The sequence below is a fragment of the Acinetobacter sp. NIPH 542 genome (genome assembly GCF_000369825.1).
In the GTDB taxonomy this organism is placed as follows: Bacteria; Pseudomonadota; Gammaproteobacteria; order Pseudomonadales; family Moraxellaceae; genus Acinetobacter; species Acinetobacter oleivorans.
In genome coordinates, this window is the sequence record NZ_KB850206.1 from 1,935,702 (window position 1) to 1,954,480 (window position 18,779).

The 18,779-nt window shown below is 38.4% G+C and carries 18 protein-coding genes; 13 read left to right on the forward strand and 5 right to left on the reverse strand.

The window, feature by feature from the left end:
• The first annotated feature begins 175 nt into the window (after positions 1 to 175).
• The 5 genes from rpsF (at position 176) to alr (ending at position 4,000) form a co-directional block, all read left to right on the forward strand.
• Positions 176 to 559, forward strand: coding sequence for a 30S ribosomal protein S6 (gene rpsF, locus F886_RS14500; RefSeq protein ID WP_004791455.1), 384 nt, complete (start codon positions 176 to 178; stop codon positions 557 to 559).
• Positions 560 to 570: 11 nt separating this feature from the next.
• Positions 571 to 798, forward strand: a complete 228-nt coding sequence (gene rpsR / locus F886_RS14505; RefSeq protein ID WP_004791454.1) for a 30S ribosomal protein S18 — start codon at positions 571 to 573, stop codon at positions 796 to 798.
• An 8-nt stretch (positions 799 to 806) separates the two neighbouring features.
• Complete coding sequence (gene rplI / locus F886_RS14510) at positions 807 to 1,253, forward strand: 50S ribosomal protein L9 (protein WP_004700828.1); 447 nt, start codon at positions 807 to 809, stop codon at positions 1,251 to 1,253.
• A 198-nt stretch (positions 1,254 to 1,451) separates the two neighbouring features.
• Positions 1,452 to 2,897 carry a replicative DNA helicase gene (dnaB, locus tag F886_RS14515; protein WP_004791451.1) on the forward strand — a complete coding sequence of 482 codons (1,446 nt, stop codon included), beginning with the start codon at positions 1,452 to 1,454 and terminating at the stop codon, positions 2,895 to 2,897.
• 32 nt (positions 2,898 to 2,929) lie between these two features.
• On the forward strand, positions 2,930 to 4,000 hold the full coding sequence (gene alr / locus F886_RS14520; RefSeq protein ID WP_081402189.1) for an alanine racemase: 1,071 nt from the start codon (positions 2,930 to 2,932) through the stop codon (positions 3,998 to 4,000).
• 60 nt (positions 4,001 to 4,060) lie between these two features.
• Here the strand turns inward: alr and F886_RS14525 are convergent, their stop codons facing one another.
• From F886_RS14525 to F886_RS14540, 4 genes are read right to left on the reverse strand one after another with little or no spacing between them, the layout of a single operon-like run.
• Positions 4,061 to 4,795, reverse strand: coding sequence for a proteasome-type protease (locus tag F886_RS14525; RefSeq protein WP_004791447.1), 735 nt, complete (start codon positions 4,793 to 4,795; stop codon positions 4,061 to 4,063).
• Between the two features lie 16 nt (positions 4,796 to 4,811).
• Positions 4,812 to 5,591: a transglutaminase family protein gene (locus tag F886_RS14530; RefSeq protein ID WP_005306763.1), complete on the reverse strand. Its 780-nt coding sequence runs from the start codon at positions 5,589 to 5,591 to the stop codon at positions 4,812 to 4,814.
• 2 nt (positions 5,592 to 5,593) lie between these two features.
• Entirely contained in the window at positions 5,594 to 6,190 is a 597-nt protein-coding gene (locus F886_RS14535; protein WP_005306766.1) for an alpha-E domain-containing protein, read from the reverse strand.
• 22 nt (positions 6,191 to 6,212) lie between these two features.
• Positions 6,213 to 7,763: a circularly permuted type 2 ATP-grasp protein gene (locus tag F886_RS14540; RefSeq protein WP_005306769.1), complete on the reverse strand. Its 1,551-nt coding sequence runs from the start codon at positions 7,761 to 7,763 to the stop codon at positions 6,213 to 6,215.
• A gap of 227 nt (positions 7,764 to 7,990) precedes the next feature.
• On the opposite strand from F886_RS14540, the gene F886_RS20460 reads away from it, so the two are divergent.
• Positions 7,991 to 8,998, forward strand: coding sequence for a helix-turn-helix transcriptional regulator (locus F886_RS20460; RefSeq protein WP_004791440.1), 1,008 nt, complete (start codon positions 7,991 to 7,993; stop codon positions 8,996 to 8,998).
• 377 nt (positions 8,999 to 9,375) lie between these two features.
• Here the strand turns inward: F886_RS20460 and mnmG are convergent, their stop codons facing one another.
• Entirely contained in the window at positions 9,376 to 11,256 is a 1,881-nt protein-coding gene (gene mnmG, locus F886_RS14550; RefSeq protein ID WP_005306773.1) for a tRNA uridine-5-carboxymethylaminomethyl(34) synthesis enzyme MnmG, read from the reverse strand.
• A 231-nt stretch (positions 11,257 to 11,487) separates the two neighbouring features.
• On the opposite strand from mnmG, the gene F886_RS14555 reads away from it, so the two are divergent.
• From F886_RS14555 to F886_RS14585, 7 genes are all read left to right on the forward strand, one after another.
• A complete protein-coding gene (locus F886_RS14555; protein WP_005306776.1) occupies positions 11,488 to 11,781 on the forward strand; it encodes a hypothetical protein in 294 nt (97 codons plus the stop codon).
• Positions 11,782 to 11,936: 155 nt separating this feature from the next.
• On the forward strand, positions 11,937 to 12,842 hold the full coding sequence (gene prmA / locus F886_RS14560) for a 50S ribosomal protein L11 methyltransferase (RefSeq protein WP_005306779.1): 906 nt from the start codon (positions 11,937 to 11,939) through the stop codon (positions 12,840 to 12,842).
• A gap of 12 nt (positions 12,843 to 12,854) precedes the next feature.
• Positions 12,855 to 13,700, forward strand: coding sequence for a DUF3426 domain-containing protein (locus F886_RS14565; protein WP_005306783.1), 846 nt, complete (start codon positions 12,855 to 12,857; stop codon positions 13,698 to 13,700).
• A 376-nt stretch (positions 13,701 to 14,076) separates the two neighbouring features.
• A complete protein-coding gene (fis, locus tag F886_RS14570; RefSeq protein WP_001086304.1) occupies positions 14,077 to 14,346 on the forward strand; it encodes a DNA-binding transcriptional regulator Fis in 270 nt (89 codons plus the stop codon).
• Between the two features lie 85 nt (positions 14,347 to 14,431).
• On the forward strand, positions 14,432 to 16,006 hold the full coding sequence (gene purH, locus F886_RS14575) for a bifunctional phosphoribosylaminoimidazolecarboxamide formyltransferase/IMP cyclohydrolase (protein ID WP_013197325.1): 1,575 nt from the start codon (positions 14,432 to 14,434) through the stop codon (positions 16,004 to 16,006).
• A 124-nt stretch (positions 16,007 to 16,130) separates the two neighbouring features.
• Entirely contained in the window at positions 16,131 to 17,414 is a 1,284-nt protein-coding gene (gene purD, locus F886_RS14580; protein ID WP_005306786.1) for a phosphoribosylamine--glycine ligase, read from the forward strand.
• A gap of 481 nt (positions 17,415 to 17,895) precedes the next feature.
• Positions 17,896 to 18,768: a MetQ/NlpA family ABC transporter substrate-binding protein gene (locus tag F886_RS14585; protein WP_005306789.1), complete on the forward strand. Its 873-nt coding sequence runs from the start codon at positions 17,896 to 17,898 to the stop codon at positions 18,766 to 18,768.
• Positions 18,769 to 18,779: the final 11 nt, after the last annotated feature.

Consider the following 18,779-nt stretch of genomic DNA (forward strand, 5'->3'; position numbering starts at 1 on the left):
GATTTCCTCCTCGATAGTAAAGAAGTTTTACTTTTCTCATCAAAAGATTTGTTTTTAGTCGAACTTTTACTTATAATTCAGCCTTCGCAAATTTTGCGACATAACTTTCAAGTTATGACTCCTTGCTTCTAATTTTTTATTTATTAGGGGCTGTTTAAACCGTAAGGAGCTGACAATGCGTCATTACGAAATCGTACTTTTAGTACACCCAGATCAAAGCGATCAAGTTGTAGGTATGGTTGAACGCTATATCTCTCAGATCAAAGAAGCTGAAGGTCAAATTCACCGTTTAGAAGATTGGGGCCGTCGTCAATTGGCTTACCCAATTAACAAAATTCACAAAGCACACTACATTCTTATGAATGTTGAGTGTGGTCAAACTACACTTGATGAGTTAGAAGAATTGTTCCGTTATAATGACGCGATCATTCGTAACCTTATCATTCGTCGTGAACACGCAATCACTGAAGAGTCATTGCTTGCTAAAAGTGCTGAAGAAAAGCGTGCGCGTAAAGCTCAACGTGAAGAAGCACAGCAAGTTGCTCAAGACGCTGAATAAGGAGAACATCAATGGCACGTTTTTACCGTCGTCGCAAGTTCTGCCGCTTTACAGCTGAGAATGTTGTGTACATCGACTACAAAGATATCGATACTTTAAAACAGTACATCACTGAAAACGGCAAGATTGTTCCTAGCCGTATCACTGGTACTAAAGCTCGTTATCAACGTCAATTAGCTCTTGCTATCAAGCAAGCTCGCTACTTGTCTTTGATTCCGTACACTGACAACCATAAGTGAGGTGATCTGTGGACGTTATCTTATTACAACGCATTAAGAACCTTGGTAAATTAGGCGATAAAGTATCAGTTAAAGCTGGTTACGGCCGTAACTTCCTTATCCCTCAAGGTAAAGCAGTTGCAGCTACTGAAGCTAACACTGCTGCTTTCGAAGCTCGTCGCGCTGAACTTGAAAAGCAAGAAGCTGAAATTTTAGCTGCTGCTCAAGCACGTGCTGAACAATTGAATGAAGTTAACATCGTTATCACTGCTAAAGCTGGTGACGAAGGTAAACTCTTCGGTTCTATCGGTACTCGTGACATCGCTGACGCTTTAACGAATGCTGGTCTTACAGTTGACCGTGCAGAAGTTCGTTTACCGAATGGCGCGCTTCGTCACACTGGTGAATTCAACATCGCAATCCAATTGCACCATGATGTTGTTGCAGAAGTTCTCGTTACTATCGTATCTGAGTAATTTCTCATCAAAAAAAGAGCATGCTTCTGCATGCTCTTTTTTTATGTGCCCTATTTTTAAAATAAGATATATTAATTCCTGATCAGTTCTTTAGTTTAATTGGTTTTTTAATTAGGTAGTTTATTTCATTTTGTTTTAAGATAGTTCTCGGCCTCACAGGCTATTTGCGTACATCTTTCTTTATCATCAGGTCTAATTATGTCTCAGGCGAATGCCACTTCTTTAACTCTTTCATCTCCAACAGAAAATAAGACGAGTGAATCAGGCCAACTTAAAGAGTTTCGCACTCCCCCACACAATTTAGCCATTGAACAGGCTGTTCTTGCGGCCTTAATGACAGTTGCCGAATCTTTTGAACAAGTCAGCGACTTATTAAAAGAAAATGATTTTTATGCAACACGTCACAAATATATCTATCGTGCCATTGAGAAACTAGCACAAGAAAACTCTCCTTATGATGCTGTATTAGTAAGTGACTGGCTCTTAAAACAAAATTTACTCGATGCAATTGGTGGCGAAGAATATTTAATGCAGCTTATGGCTGATTCACCATCAAGTTTCTATAACTTAGAAACGTATGCCAGTAAAATTAAAGAATTCTCTACGCTTCGCAGCATGATTAAAGTTAGTACTGAAATTTTACAAAATGCTTATGACACAAAAGGTCGTGGTGTTAGTGAAATTCTAGACTTGGCCGAAACGAGTATTTTCTCTTTAGCAGAACAGCACAATAACAATAAAAAGGATGCAGGCCCCAAATCTATTAGCTCTGTTACCGCCGATGTAATTAGTAAACTTGATGAGCTCTCAAAACTCGATGGCAATATTACAGGTTTAACCACAGGCTTCTTAGAACTTGATAATAAAACATCTGGTATGCAACCTGGTGACTTAATTATTGTTGCTGCACGTCCATCGATGGGTAAAACTACTTTTGCCATGAATTTGGTTGAAAGTGTTTTGCAATATAACAAGTTACCCGCTCTGGTTTTCTCTATGGAGATGCCAGCAGACTCTATTGCGATGCGTCTTATTTCTGCAATGGGTAAAGTTCACCAAGGACATTTACGTTCGGGTAACTTAGATGCAGATGAATGGACCAAGGTGACTGGTACCATTTTACAACTTCAACAAATGCATTTGTATATTGATGACTCATCTGCCCTACCTCCAACGGAACTTCGTGCCCGTGCTCGACGCGTTGCTAAAATGCATGATGGAAAAATTGGTTGTATCATGGTCGATTACTTGCAGCTTATGAAAGTTCCTGGCATGGGTGATAACCGCGTAGGTGAGATTTCAGAAATTTCACGTAGTTTGAAAGCATTAGCAAAAGAAATGCAATGTCCAGTTATCGCACTTTCCCAGCTGAACCGGAGTCTGGAAAACCGTCCAAATAAACGCCCAGTAATGTCCGACTTACGTGAATCTGGTGCGATTGAGCAGGATGCCGACTTAATTATGTTTATTTACCGTGATGAGGTTTATAACAAAGAGTCGAAAGAAGCTGGTACCGCAGAAATTATTATTGGTAAGCAGCGTAACGGTCCAATTGGTTCAGTCCGTCTTGCCTTTGAAGGTCAATATACTCGATTTAGTAATCTCTCTCCTGAGTATTACAGCCAATATGATGATGAAGAATAAACTCTATCTCTAGCCCAAAGGAGTAAATGAGGGTGCGCCAAGCAACAGTTTATATTGATCGCAATGCGCTTCAATATAATTTAAACCGTGTCAAACAACTCGCAGCAAATTCAAAAATTGTAAGTATGGTGAAAGCTAATGCTTATGGACATGGAATCAAAGACTGTTTAGCAGCCTTAAATGCCTCAGATGCCTTTGGTGTCGCCTGCCTACAAGAAGGTTTAGAAATTCGTGAACTCGGATTTCAACAACCTGTTACTTTAATTGAAGGGGTATTTTCTGAAGATGAAATGCCAATTGCAATTGAACAAAAATTTGAATGTGTGATTCACCATCAACAACAATTTGAATGGTTAATTAAACATAAGCAAAAATACATCGCTCAAAGTTTAAAAGTCTGGGTTAAGCTTAATAGCGGCATGAACCGTTTAGGCTTTAAAGTTACTGAAATTATTGAAGTTATTAAAACTTTAAAAGCTGAAGGATTTACATGTGTGCTAGCGATGCATTTCGCAAATGCAGATGTAGAGCACCCGCTTAACGAACAACAAAAGCAACAATTTTTACAAGTTAAACAAGCTTGTGATCCAGTTTTAGCATCTTGCTGTAACTCTGCTGCTATTTATAAATGGCCAGAATTACATTTTGATTATGTTCGTCCGGGTATTATGCTTTACGGCGCTTCACCTTTTGCAGATAAAACAGTCCATGATCTTGACTTAAAACCAGTCATGACTTTTTCAGCAGAAGTCATTGCACTAAACCATATTCAGACTAATGAGCATGTCGGTTATGGCTCTACTTTTTGTGCAAAGCAAGCAATGGATATCGCGATTGTTTCTATAGGCTATGGTGATGGTTACCCACGAGCTTATATTAAACAGAACTATGTCGCTATTAATAAACAGCTCTGCGCAGTTGTAGGCCGAGTGAGCATGGATATGCTTGCAATCGATGTGACAGGTATGCAAGTAAAATTAGGTACGCCAGTCGAACTTTGGGGTGCACACCGTTTAGTGGATGATGTAGCTGATGCAAATGGAACGATAGGATATGAATTACTCTGTCGCTTAAGCAATCGCCCCACTCGTAAAAGCAGTTAAATAATAAAATGTAAAAAAATCCAAGCATGCTTGGATTTTTTTATTTATGTACTCAAAATTTTATCGCCAGTAGTCATCAGTCGGTTTTGGCATTTCCTGTAAGCCGCGACGTAGAGTATCCGACCACTGCCGACTGATTTGTGAAAAATAAGGATCATCTTCTGTAATTCGTTTTCCCATCGGAATTACAAAACTATCTTTCATATAAATCAACGCATCTAGTGGTAAACCAACAGAAACATTTGAACGTAAAGTTGAATCAAAAGAAATTAAACTACAACGTAATGCATCATCTAATGGCATTGCATAATATAAAGCCCGGTCCAGAATTGGTTTGCCGTATTTACTTTCACCAATTTGAAAATAAGGCGTATCCGTCGTTGCGCAAATAAAATTGCCTTGTGGATAGACATTATAAAGTTGCATGTCACCACCTTTAATCTGTCCACCCACCAAAATACTACAGGCATAATTCATTTGTTCTTGGGTGTCCGAACTAATATCCTCTAAAACAGCTTTTAAAGTTTTACCAATGAGTTCTGCTGCCTCGAACATCGTATTAACACTATATAAATTAGGCTCTTGCTGTAAAGTAAGCGCATTTTGCAAATGACCTATAACAGCTTGCGTTGTGGCTAAATTACCGGCTGTTTGCAAAGCAATAAAACGCTCTCCGGTAACACCGAAAGTATGCAATTTTCGGAACACAGAAATATGGTCAACTCCTGCATTAGTCCTCGTGTCACTAATAAACACTAAACCTTGTTCCAATCTTAGCGCACAACAATAAGTCATTTCATTCTCTTTACATTCAACATGCCAACACTTGAACCACGGACATCATGTTCTCAACCCCACCTTGCTCTCTTACACCACGAATAGGTGCCACATCGAGATAGTCACGGCCAACTGCAAGGTAGATATGATGTTTGGGTGTAAACAACTGATTGCTTACATCAAAACAATACCACTGATTTTCTACAAATACTTCCGCCCAAGCGTGACTGGCAAGGTGCGGATAGTTTTGATCAAATAGATAACCAGAGACATAACGTGCTGGTAATTGTAGCGCACGACACATTGCAATTAAAACATGAGCATGATCTTGGCATACACCTTCTCCAGCATGAAAGGCTTCAGTTGCAGTTGTCTGAACTGAAGTACTTTCAGGCTGATAAAGTATTTTCTGTAAAATATATTCACTTAATAATGCAATATGCTGTCGATCTTTGACTACTACAATATTTCTAGCAAAATCCAACATTTCTGGATCACATCGTGTTGCACCTGTCATCTGCAAAAACAAATTTGTAGGTGTAGATAAATTTACACAACCCAGCTCTACATCTTGAAGCTCAACAATCCCTTGAGCCATGAATGTAAGATGTTGGTATTGATAGCGCTGACTAGCCGTCATCCAGACATTGTTAAATATGTCCCTTTTAATCGTTTTCTCACCTGGCACGCTAATTGCCCAATTCATAACATGTTGATGCGGCGATGTTTGAGGCATCATTTTAATATACTGAATACTGTTTTGAGCAGTTTCCGTATAGCTATAATGCGTTTGATGATTAACCATCAATTTCATAATCAGACCTCAAACATATTTTCCAACTGCTGCGTAAAAGTATAATAAGTGTCCCACGTAAGTTGCTGTTTCAGCACTTGCCAATTTTGATCTATATTCTCCCACCCTAAATCAGCAAGCCGCTTCACCAAAATATCTAGCTCCAACACCAGAGCAGATAAATCTTGCCCAAAACGTAACTCAATATCAAATTGCTCTATTTTTTGACCCAAATGCAGAAATAAACAAACATCTTCATTTTCCGCTTCTAGTATTTGAGTACATTGTTCAACTGCATTTCTCAAGATTTCAGGTTGAGCTTCAAGCGTGTTAATAACATGATTTAATTCTGCATAAGCCTTTGATGACAATATACCTCTTAGTTCCTGAATATTATCTTTAGCAATAATGAACTGGTTCAGTAATGAAAATGTTTGCTTCTTGTCTAACATATAGTGATTTAGTAATTCAGCATTTTCTATGACCAAACCAAATGCTGCTGCAAATTTTGTTGCTTTCTCATCTTGTGTAAAGGGTAAATGAGAGGCTGCGAATTTAACTCGCATTAAATATCGACCCAACCAATATATTTGATGCGCACTCGAATTGAGTAAAACCATAAAGTTCCTCTTTAACCCACAATCAGGAATGTAATGTTTCGACAACCCATGTATCTTTTATACCGCCACCTTGGGACGAATTTACGACTAGAGAGCCAGCCTGCATGGCTACACGTGTTAAGCCACCCGGTACTATTTCAGTACGATAAGGTGAACTCAATACAAATGGACGCAAATCAATGTGACGTTCAGCCACCCCTCCTGTCGTTAAAGTCGGAGCAACAGATAAAGCTAAGGTAGGTTGTGCAATGTACATATGAGGCGTGGCGATCAATTTTTTTCTAAAGTCATCAATTTCACACGAGCTGGCTTTAGGCCCAATTAACATGCCATAACCACCTGAACCCTGTGCTTCTTTAACAACCAATTGATCTAAATTAGACAGCACATAATCTAAATGTTCATCTTTACGGCACTGATAAGTAGGTACATTTTTTAGAATTGGAGTTTCACCCAAATAGTATTGAATCATTTGATCTACGTAAGGATAAATAGATTTATCATCAGCCACCCCTGTTCCAGGCGCATTTGCAATCACCACATTTTTTTGCAAATAAGCAGACATAAGACCTGCCACGCCTAATGCACTGTCTGGCCGGAATGCTAAAGGATCTAGAAAATCGTCATCTAAACGGCGGTAAATTACATCTACTTTTTGACGCCCACGAATAGTTTTGACAAAAACTTGATCATTTTCTACAAATAAATCCCGATTTGTAACCAACGGCACATCCATTTCACGTGCCAGAAAAGCATGCTCATAAAAAGCACTGTTAAAACGTCCCGGTGTTAGTACCACCACAAAAGGTTGGTCTGCAGGTGAGTTCTCCTGCAATATTTCTTTTAAAAGTTTTGGATAATGCTCAATTCCCTGTAAATTATTGGCTGCACATAGCTCTGGCATCAATTGTTGGCTAATGTTTCTGCTTTCGATCATATAAGACACACCAGAAGGGGTTCTTAAATTATCCTCCAATACAAAAAACTCTCCCTCACCATCACGGATAATATCAATTCCGCTAATTTGTGAATAAATTTTACCTTTCAAAGCATGTTTGAGCATGTGGGGTTGGAAAGCCTCATTCCCCATGATTTGATCTTCGGGAATCAGTTGTTCTTTTAAAATATGTTGTCCATGATAAATATCATCTAGGAAATAATTTAATGCTTTAACGCGCTGCGCACAGCCCGACGCTATTTTCTCCCACTGTTTTTTTTCAATTACCCGGGGAATTAAATCAAAAGGAATCGTTCGCTCTGTACCTTCTTTATCACCGTATACGTTAAAAGTAATTCCATGATAAAGAAAATGCTGCTTCGCTTGAGCATTTAATTCTTTTAAATCATCTAAAGTACGAATACTCAACCATTGTTCAATTTTTTTAGAAGCCGCTCCATTTGATGTCACATCATCCAGCATCTCATTAAAAAATTCTGATTTTAACTGTTCAAATAGATTGGTTTGTACGGAAATATGTTCTAAAAAAGAGGTTGGGTTAATGAGTGCCGTAGTTGTCTGCTCTTGTATAAAAAAATCATTATCTATATGTAATTCATGCTCTTGTTCTGACATAACCACCTCGTCTTATCATTTATCTATATTTCATTTTTAAATAAGCAATTTCAGTGCCATTTATATATGTTTAATATTTTTACGGTGTTTTGTTATAGCTTTCTTCTTCCAAATCTTAACATCGATTGTAAAAGGTTCAGTAAACCGAATCTGACAAACTTGCTAAATGTGTAAAGATTTTTTATTGTGTTGACACCAAAGCAATTGGATATAGATGTATTACGCTTATGTCTGTAATAGAAAAAGAAACTTCGAATAGTTTATATCGCCAATGGCAGATCTTGTCTCGCCTTCCAACCGGTAAATGGATCGGAACACGGGAATTACAAGAAATGCTTGAACGTGAAGGTATTGATATCAGCTTAAGGACTATTCAGCGTGATTTAAATCAAATTGCTCAGCGCTTTCCGATTGAAAGCAATAAGGCCGTACCTCAAGGCTGGCGGTGGCAATCCGATGCGCCTATTCAAAGCTTACCGCACATGACGAGCTCTCAGGCAGTAACCTTTATGATGGTTGAGGAGCATCTTAAACACTTACTTCCACCTAGTCTGCTTGATGAGATGGGACCTTGGTTTGATTTAGCTAAACGTAGTCTCTCTACACAAAATAATGTGAGACAGTGGATTAACCGAGTACGTATCGTACCTGCAAGCCAACCACTTATTCCACCTGTAGTCGACCGTGCTGCTCAACAAGCAATTTATGAAGGTCTACTTCAAGATAAACAAATTGAATGTGTTTATCAGGCTCGAGTAAATCAAGGTGAAGATAAAACTTATGTTTTAAACCCTTTGGCGTTGGTACAAAAAGGTGCAGTAATTTATTTGATTTGCACACGACATGACAAAACTGAAGTTCAAACGTTTGCCTTGCACCGTTTTAAATCAGCAAAAGTCTTAGATAGTCGAGCACTGCATCCTGTCAATTTTGATATTGATCATTATATTGATTCAGGTGCTTTAGGCTTCAGAGTGGACTATAAACAGCCAACTGAGTCAATCCAGCTCACATTAACTATGACAGAGCAGACTGCTCGAACTTTCTATGAAAGTCAGTTAAGTAAGGACCAAACTATCATTCCACTTGAAGAAAATATTGTAGAAGTTACCGCAACAGTACCTTTTACATCTCAACTGGTGTGGTGGCTACGTAGTTTTGGCAAAAAATTACTGCATATCGAACCTATTCAAGTACACAACGCTGTTCGAGAAATTGAATCTGAGAATAAATAGATATAAAAAAGAGAACCATAAGGTTCTCTTTAGATTTTGAATTATAATTTTCTTAATTTTATATTAGCTCTTATATTTATAGTTGTCTCAGATCAATCTGTTCTCCCCCTACAAAACTGATCTGCTCTTTCTTTTGCGCTATTTTGAACATGAACATTGGCATGCCATTTCATATCCATTGTAGCGAATTGATTTCATTGTCATGGTTAAAGCCCTCTTGTTTGAACGTGAATTTAATATAACTGGCTACCTGAAATATGTGAAATAAGAAAAAAAGGAAGCGAAATCTATTTTCTTCCTTAGGAAGTTTCCATATATTTTTTGAACAGAAAATAAAAAAGCCCAGTCTTAACTGGGCTTTTTGTACACTTAAATGATTAAGCTGTTTTCTTAATCATATTGTTTTTACGAATTGTGATCATTACAAGCTGAACAGCTGCTGGTGTAACACCAGGAATACGGCTTGCTTGAGCTAATGTTTCCGGAAGAACTGTTTTTAATTTCTGGGTAATTTCGCGAGATAAACCAGACACGACGTCATAATCAAAATCGGCAGGAATTTTAGTTTCTTCAAGACGCTTTAACTGTGCCACATCTTCATGCTGACGGTTAATATAACCTTCGTATTTCACAGCAATCTCGATTTGCTCACCAACCTGCTCAGAAACTTCAGAACCTGTAAGTTCTGCAATTTGACCAAAGCTAATATTAGGGCGTTTAAGCAAATCAATTGCGCTACATTCTTTACTTAAGTCAGCACCCGTCATTTCAACGAATTTTTTACCCATAGGGTTATTTGGTGCTGCCCACAAATGTTGTAAACGAGAGGTTTCACGCTCAACCGCTTCCATTTTTTCACAATAAGCAGCCCAACGAACATCATCAACTAAACCAAGTTCACGACCAACAGTCGTTAAACGCTGATCTGCATTGTCTTCACGTAGCATCAAACGGTATTCCGCACGTGAGGTAAACATACGGTACGGTTCTTTGGTTCCTAAAGTGATGAGGTCATCAACCAACACACCCATGTAAGCTTGGTCACGCTTAGGTGTCCATTCTTCTTGCTCCCACGCACGGCGCGCAGCATTTAAGCCAGCAAGTAAACCTTGAGCACCTGCCTCTTCATAACCTGTCGTACCATTAATTTGGCCAGCAAAATATAGACCATTAATCGCTTTAGTTTCGAGGGTGAATTTCAAAGCTTGCGGATTGAAATAATCGTATTCAATCGCATAGCCTGGACGCAAAATATGCGCATTTTCCATACCACGAATAGAGCGAACAAGCTCAAACTGCACATCAAATGGAAGCGAAGTCGAAATACCATTTGGATAAAGCTCGTGTGTATCTAAACCTTCTGGCTCCAAAAATACTTGATGTGAGTCTTTATCAGCGAAACGGTGAATTTTATCTTCGATTGATGGGCAGTAACGTGGACCAACACCTTCAATAACACCGGTATACATTGGTGAACGATCTAGACCACCACGAATAATGTCGTGAGTTTTTTCATTCGTATGCGTGATATAACAATTTACTTGTTCTGGGTGCATAGAAGCATCACCCATGAATGACATGACCGGAGATGGGAAATCACCCGGCTGTGGAATCATGACTGAAAAATCAACCGAACGCGCATCAATACGTGGTGGAGTACCAGTTTTTAAACGACCAACAGGCAGTTTTAATTCACGTAAACGTTGAGCAAGTGCAATAGAAGGTGGATCACCCGCACGACCACCGCTTGATTTTTCTAAACCAACGTGGATTACACCGCCTAAGAATGTACCTGTAGTCAACACAACAGTTTTAGCATCAAAGCGGATACCCATTTGGGTAACTACACCTTTAACTGTATCACCTTCAACAATCAGATCATCAGCTGCTTGCTGGAAAATATCAAGATTTGCTTGATTTTCCAAAGTATCGCGGATGGCAGCTTTATAGCGCACACGGTCAGCTTGAGCACGTGTTGCACGCACTGCTGCACCTTTGCGCGAGTTTAAAATACGGAACTGAATACCACCTTTATCGGCAGCTAAAGCCATTGCGCCACCAAGTGCATCAATTTCACGTACTAAATGCGATTTACCAATACCACCGATTGCTGGGTTACAACTCATTTGGCCCAAAGTCTCAATGTTATGGGTCAAAAGCAAAGTCTGTCGTCCCATACGCGCAGCAGCAAGGGCCGCTTCCGTACCTGCGTGACCGCCGCCGATAACAATAACATCATAAACTTTAGGGTAGTGCATGAGTACAAAACACCAGAAAAAAAAGACGGAACATTATAGCAAAATTATCTGCTTATTGATGTACATAATTACAAAATTGTCTCTACACGGTTTACGGTACTCCACATGTTTTGACATTTTGTTGCATGAATTCAATACAAAGTGAATGTTTTTAAGAATTTTTCATCTTAGAATAAAAAATGTACAGCACTTCTACGACTTTAAAATTAACGCAACGAGAAGGAACACAAAATGAAAACGACTATGTTAAAAATCTTAACCGCATCTCTCCTTTGTTTTTCAAGCGTAACGTTTACCCACGCTGCGACGAATCATACTGCTAAATCGACTCATACGGCTAAATCAAGTAAAACAGCTAGTCATACTGCAGATTCGAGCAAATCAGTTGCGCAAAAAGAACTTAGAGCTTGTGTAAAAAAACAGCAAGGTGAATGGGTATCTTATAGCCATAATGGTGTAACCTTTAATGGTACTTGTGAACCAAACGAAAACGGTAAACTACAATTTAAAGCCCCTGCTCCTTAAGCAGTTTTGAAATAAGGTAGAGAAGAAGTCATTTATTTTCCGCCACATCTCATCAGTATTTTCAAAGACGGCTCATTAAAGATGAGCCGCTTTCTTTTTTAAAATGGTCTAGTCCGCTACAATACGCCTTTAAATAAAATTTTTAGGTCCTTTTCGTGAAGTGGTTACAAATACACATTACCGTTGATCAAGAACAAGTTGAGTTCACAGAAACACTTTTAATGTCTCTAGGTGCGGTAAGCGTAACTCTGGATGATGCTGAAGATCAGGCTTTACTTGAACCATTACCAGGTGAAACACCTTTATGGAACAAAGTAATCGTGACAGGCATCTATCAACAAGACGAACAAGACCCAATTGATGTCGACACTTTAGAAGCTTTCTTAAAAGCTCAACTTCCAGATGCTCCTATACGTCACGAAGAACTTGAAGACCAAGTATGGGAACGCGCATGGATGGATTATTACGAACCAATCCAAATTGGGGAAAAGTTCTGGATCGTACCTGAATGGCTAGAGCCACCAGAAGCAGATGCAACTAATATTAAGTTAGATCCAGGTCTTGCGTTTGGTACAGGTAACCATGCAAGTACCTTCTTATGCTTACAATGGCTAGGTAAAACTGACGTCAAAGATAAGATCGTGATTGATTATGGTTGTGGTTCAGGCATTTTAGGTGTAGCCGCTTTATTATTAGGCGCAAAAAAAGTATATGCCACAGATATTGACCCTCAAGCTGTTTTAGCAACAAAACAAAATGCTGAACTTAATGGGGTATTAGATGGACTATATGTAGGCCTTCCTGAAGAATTCGATCAAGAGTTCAAACCTCAGCAAGCAGATGTTCTAGTTGCAAATATTTTGGCTGGTCCATTAATGGCACTTGCGCCAGAGTTTGCAAATTTAATTAAATCTGAGGGTGAGTTCGCACTCGCAGGTGTAATTGAAGAGCAAGTTGCTGATGTTTCAGGTGTTTATTCTGAATTTTTTGATATATTAGATGTCGAAAAGCGCGAAGAGAACTGGTGTCGCATTTCAGGAAAACGTAAAACAATAAATTGAGACTTTTAACTCATGAATGAAAAACAAACCCGCTGCCCTAAGTGTTTAACAGTTTATAAAGTATCTCTTACTCAATTGACTGTTGCTCAGGGTATGGTTTGTTGCCCTAAATGTGATTCAAGCTTTAATGCACTCACTCATCTGATTAATATTGAAAACCCTGTCATAGTTAACTCATCTACATTAGCCAATGGTTCAATGCAAACGAGATATATGACACATTCACATGTGTTAGATATCTTTGATCAAAAAGTTGAAAATTCCAATATTGATCTTTTAACTTATCTCAACAACTTAAATTATTTTCATAACGAACCTATTAATGCTCTGCCAAATCTTAATTTAGCTGAACAAACTTCCTCGCAAGAACAAGACAATAATAAAAAGCATAGTTGGCTGTACTACACGCTCTGGAGTTCTGCTAACCTTATTTTAATTTTAGTTTTTACTTTTCAAATTCTCTGGTTTAATCCTAAGCTCATGCATGCAAGCCCAACCGTTAGCCATGCATTTAATTACGTTTGCGGAATAATGCACTGCAATAAGTCAGCCGAACAATATCAACTTATTTATATAGAAAAGTTAAAACTTCGCAAAGTTGACACAAGTCATACGCAATTCTCAGGCATATTGCTTAATCAAAATGATAAAAGTATTGAACTTCCAAACCTAAAGTTGAGTTTTGCAACAGAGCCAAACAAAACAGAAGAAATTATATTGACTCCTCAACAATATCTTGTTGAAAACTTACGAGGTATTCAACGCATTCCCTCTGATACCCCTTTCCGATTCCAATTTGAGCTAAACAAAAGCAAAAAAAGCCTATTAAATTATCGATTAGAAATTGTCCACCCCTAAAATGTAAAAAAAGTGAAAAAAAAATAAAAAAAAATGCAGTTAATTTGCTCACTTTTTCCTAGACAATGGTATGATACGCGCCACGAAAGCTTTGACTCATATACTCCTCGCTCTCAATCCAAAAAAAATACTGTTAAGCATGTGTGCTTTTCTACTTTAAGCACATAGCCTAACTTTTTTTGTTTTTGAGGGAGCTGTAACAAATATTTAACTATTGTTACGCTTATTTTTTATTCAATACGAAGAAATATGGCAAGCTAATTGTTCTTATGTTTTAGAGTCACTGTTTTAGGATCTAAAACAGGACTCCGTATTTTTAGACCACATTTATATACTACTTTATCCAAGTTAGTATTTGATTTTCGGATTAACTCGCATGAATAGCAAATCTCCTATTTTTACTGCACAATCTGATGTTGCTCTTCGCATCCACGTGGATCGCGCAGTTCGTCATTATTTTGCACAATTGCAAGGTGAGCAACCATCTCAGGTATATGACATGGTGCTAGCAGAAATGGAGAAACCTCTTTTATCTGTAGTTCTTGAATATACACGTGGTAATCAAACCCGTGCTGCAGAGATTCTTGGACTCAACCGTGGCACTTTACGTAAAAAGTTAAAAGCTCACGGTTTAATGAGTGAATAAATGATAAAATGCTCACGACTTCGTGGGCATTTTTTTATGCTTATTGGTTTTAATCCGTAGACTTGAAATTGTTGAATTAAACATCATGACTATTAAACGTGCTTTGATTTCTGTATCTGATAAGACAGGAATTGTCGAATTTGCTCAAAACCTTGCAGCTTTAGGGGTAGAATTATTATCTACAGGCGGCACATACAAGTTGCTTAAAGATAATAACATCGCAGTTGTTGAAGTATCTGAACATACTGGCTTCCCTGAAATGATGGATGGTCGTGTTAAGACATTACATCCAAAAATTCATGGCGGTATTCTTGCTCGTCGCGGCTTAGACGAAGCAGTAATGGAAGAACACAATATTGATCCGATTGATCTAGTTGTTGTAAACCTTTATCCATTCGCTGCGACAGTTGCAAAACCTGACTGTACTCTTCCTGATGCAATCGAAAATATCGACATCGGTGGTCCTACAATGGTTCGCGCAGCTGCTAAAAACCATGCTTCTGTAGGTATTGTAGTAAATGCTTCAGATTACGACACCGTAATCAATGAATTAAAAACTGCTGGTTCACTTTCTTATGAAACACGTTTTGATTTAGCTGTTAAAGCATTTGAACATACTGCTCAATATGATGGCATGATCGCTTCTTACTTAGGCGCTCGCGTTGGTAAGACCGAAGGTGAAGCTGATTTATTCCCTCGTACGTTCAATACTCAATTGAACAAAGCACAAGATCTACGTTACGGTGAAAACCCACACCAATCTGCTGCATTTTACGTTGAAGCAAATGCAAAAGAAGCATCAGTTTCTACAGCAAAACAGTTACAAGGCAAAGAATTGTCTTATAACAACATTGCTGACACAGATGCTGCACTTGAATGTGTTAAATCATTTGCAAAACCTGCTTGTGTAATTGTAAAACATGCTAACCCTTGTGGTGTTGCTGTTTCTTTAGACGGCATTAAAGCTGCTTACGATTTAGCTTATGCAACAGATCCAGAATCTGCTTTCGGTGGCATTATTGCATTTAACCGTGAGTTAGATGTTGCAACTGCTCAAGCAATCGTTGACCGTCAATTCGTTGAAGTGATTATTGCTCCAAGTATTGCTGATGGTGTGCTTGAAGTTACTGGCGCTAAGAAAAACGTACGTGTTTTAGTATGTGGCGAATTACCTGCGATTGACGCACGTGCACCACAACTTGACTACAAACGCGTTAATGGCGGTTTATTAGTTCAAGATCAAGACTTAGGTATGATTACTAAAGATGATCTTAAAGTAGTAACTAAATGCGCACCAACTGAACAAGAAATTGATGACCTCATCTTTGCTTGGAAAGTTGCGAAATATGTAAAATCAAATGCAATTGTTTATGCGAAAAATCGCCAGACTATTGGTGTTGGTGCAGGTCAAATGAGCCGTGTTAACTCAGCTCGTATTGCTGCCATCAAAGCTGAACATGCAGGTTTGGTTGTTGAAGGTGCTGTGATGGCATCTGATGCATTCTTCCCGTTCCGTGACGGGATTGATAATGCAGCTAAAGCTGGCATTAAATGCATTATTCAACCGGGTGGTTCTATGCGTGATGAAGAAGTAATCGCAGCAGCTGACGAAGCTGGTATTGCAATGGTCTTCACTGGTATGCGCCATTTCCGCCACTAATTTAAATTTAGTCCTCCCTAACCCTCCTTTTATTCAGGAGGGTTTTCCACAATAATGGAGCTAACTCTCCAACTTGAGGGATAGAGGGAGATGAAAAGGATTAAAGTTAAGGAACAAATTAAAAATGAATATTTTAGTTTTAGGTAGTGGTGGTCGTGAACATGCTTTAGCATGGAAAATTGCGCAAGATACCAATGTTACTCAAGTTTTTGTTGCGCCAGGTAATGCTGGAACTGCAACAGAAGACAAATGTGTTAATGTTCAACTTGATATTTTAGACAACTCAGCAATCATTGCTTTTGCTAAAGAAAATAATGTTGATCTTATTATTGTTGGCCCAGAAGCACCATTAGTTAATGGCGTGGTAGATGCTGCACGTGAAGCAGGTTTAAAAATTTGGGGACCTACTCAATATGCAGCGCAGCTTGAAGGTTCAAAAGCATTTGCTAAGCACTTTTTAAAGCGTCACAACATTCCAACTGCGTTCTATGACGTTTTCACTGAAGTAGATGCAGCTAAAGCATATGTTGAAAAAAATGGTGCACCAATTGTAATTAAAGCTGATGGTCTTGCTGCTGGTAAAGGCGTAATCGTTGCAATGACCAACGAAGAAGCTTTTGACGCAATTGATGACATGCTTGCTGGCAACAAATTTGGTGATGCTGGTTCACGCGTTGTGATTGAACAGTTCCTTGCAGGTGAAGAAGCTTCTTTCATTTGTATGATTGATGGTAAAAATATTTTACCAATGGCAACTTCACAAGATCACAAGCGTATTTTTGAAGGCGATCAAGGTCCTAATACCGGTGGTATGGGTGCTTACTCTCCTGCTCCAGTGGTAACTTCTGACATTTTCGAACGCGTTATGACTGAAATCATGCGTCCGACTGTTGATGGTATGGCTGCTGATGGACATGTTTACACTGGTTTCTTATATGCTGGTCTAATGATTGATGAACAAGGCCAACCACGTGTGATCGAGTTTAACTGTCGTTTTGGCGACCCTGAAACTCAACCGATCATGATGCGTTTAAAATCATCTCTTGTGGAATTAGTAGAAGCTGGTATTGCTGGTAATTTACCAAAAGAAGCTGAATGGGATGAACGCAAGTCAATCGGTATTGTACTCGCAGCTGAAGGCTATCCTGATAGCGTACGCAAAGGTGATGTAATTTCTGGTATCGGACAATCACCTGAAGATACTAAAATTTTCCATGCAGGCACTGCAACTCGTGAAGATGGTCACATTGTGACTTCTGGTGGTCGAGTTCTTTGCGTAACAGCATTGGGCGACAGCGTTCTTGAAGCACAAATTAATGCGCTAGAAGTATGTGGTCAAGTTACCTTTACTGGTATGCAATATCGTAATGACATTGGCTACCGCGCAATTGCACGTGAAAAAGCTTAAAAAACCTACAAGTTTAAAATGCTAATAAAAAAGCCTCTATATAGAGGCTTTTTTATTACGTATCACGATATAAGAAAATCGTATAAATCTTTAAAATTTTGCTAAAGATATCAACAAATAAAAAGAAGCCCCCTATATCAAGCATACTTTTATTGATATCATTAGCATACGTTGTAACTGTCATCAGACACTGCTGTTTTAATAATTTCCATAAAGACTTGCTCTACACATTATGACTGTAGAGAGTTTTTTAATATTCTAAATTTATGAATGCTCGTTTGGCTACTGTTGGGGATGAACTGTTTGGGGAAACAGTTTTTGTTTATTAAACAATTACCCTCTGTTATAGCCAAAATATGCAAGCAAATTATGGAACCCCAGAAAAAGATCACAGAGTTTAGACTAGTTGTAATTTCAACTCCTCTCTTTTCATATTGATATAGATCAATCTTTATTGTTCTATATCTTAGGACTTTTTTAAATGAAAAAGCTGATCAGCCTTTTTTTAAGCATGTCAGTAGTATTATTGACAGCATGTAGCAAACAAGAAAATGCTCAACAAGCCGAACAAAACAATGATAGTTCCAAAGTACAAAAGGTAGTAATTGCCTCTACAGGTTCAGATGCTGATATTTGGCGTTATATCGCAACTTTACCTGAAACCCAAGCTGCTGGCTTAAAGTTAGAAGTGAAAAACTTCACAGACTCCGTTTCAATGAATACAGCAATTGCAAATAAAGAAGTAGATTTGAACGCATTCCAAGCTTATTCTTATCTTACTGCATTTAATAATTCAAACCCGGATAAGATTGCAGCGGTTTCTACCACTTATATTGAGCCAATGGGGATTTATTCAAGTAAATACAAAAAAATTGAAGAACTTCCTGAAGGTGCAATTATTTCAATCCCGGATGATGCTGCCAGCGAATCTCGTGCGCTACTCTTGTTACAAACTGCTGGCTTAATCAAGCTTAAAGCTGACTTTAATCCTATTCAAGGCAGTCCAATTGATGTTATCGAAAATCCCAAAAAGATCAACATCAAACCAATCAAAATGGAAACTGCATTACGTCTTAAAAATGAATTTGATGCAGTTGTATTAAATAATACCATAGCACTCGAGGGAGGTTTAAACGTACTCAAAGATTCTATGTTCTATGAACCTATTGATCAAATCTCAAAAATTAGTGTCAACGTTCTAGCAACTGCTGAATCACGTAAAAATGATCCTGTCTTGCAAAAAGTTGGTAAGCTTTACCACAATGCAGCTGTTAAAAAATACATTGAAGAACACTTTGGTGGAACAAAAGTTGACGTAGACAAACCAATCAGCTATCTCTCAGAAGCTAAATAGTAATATAATAG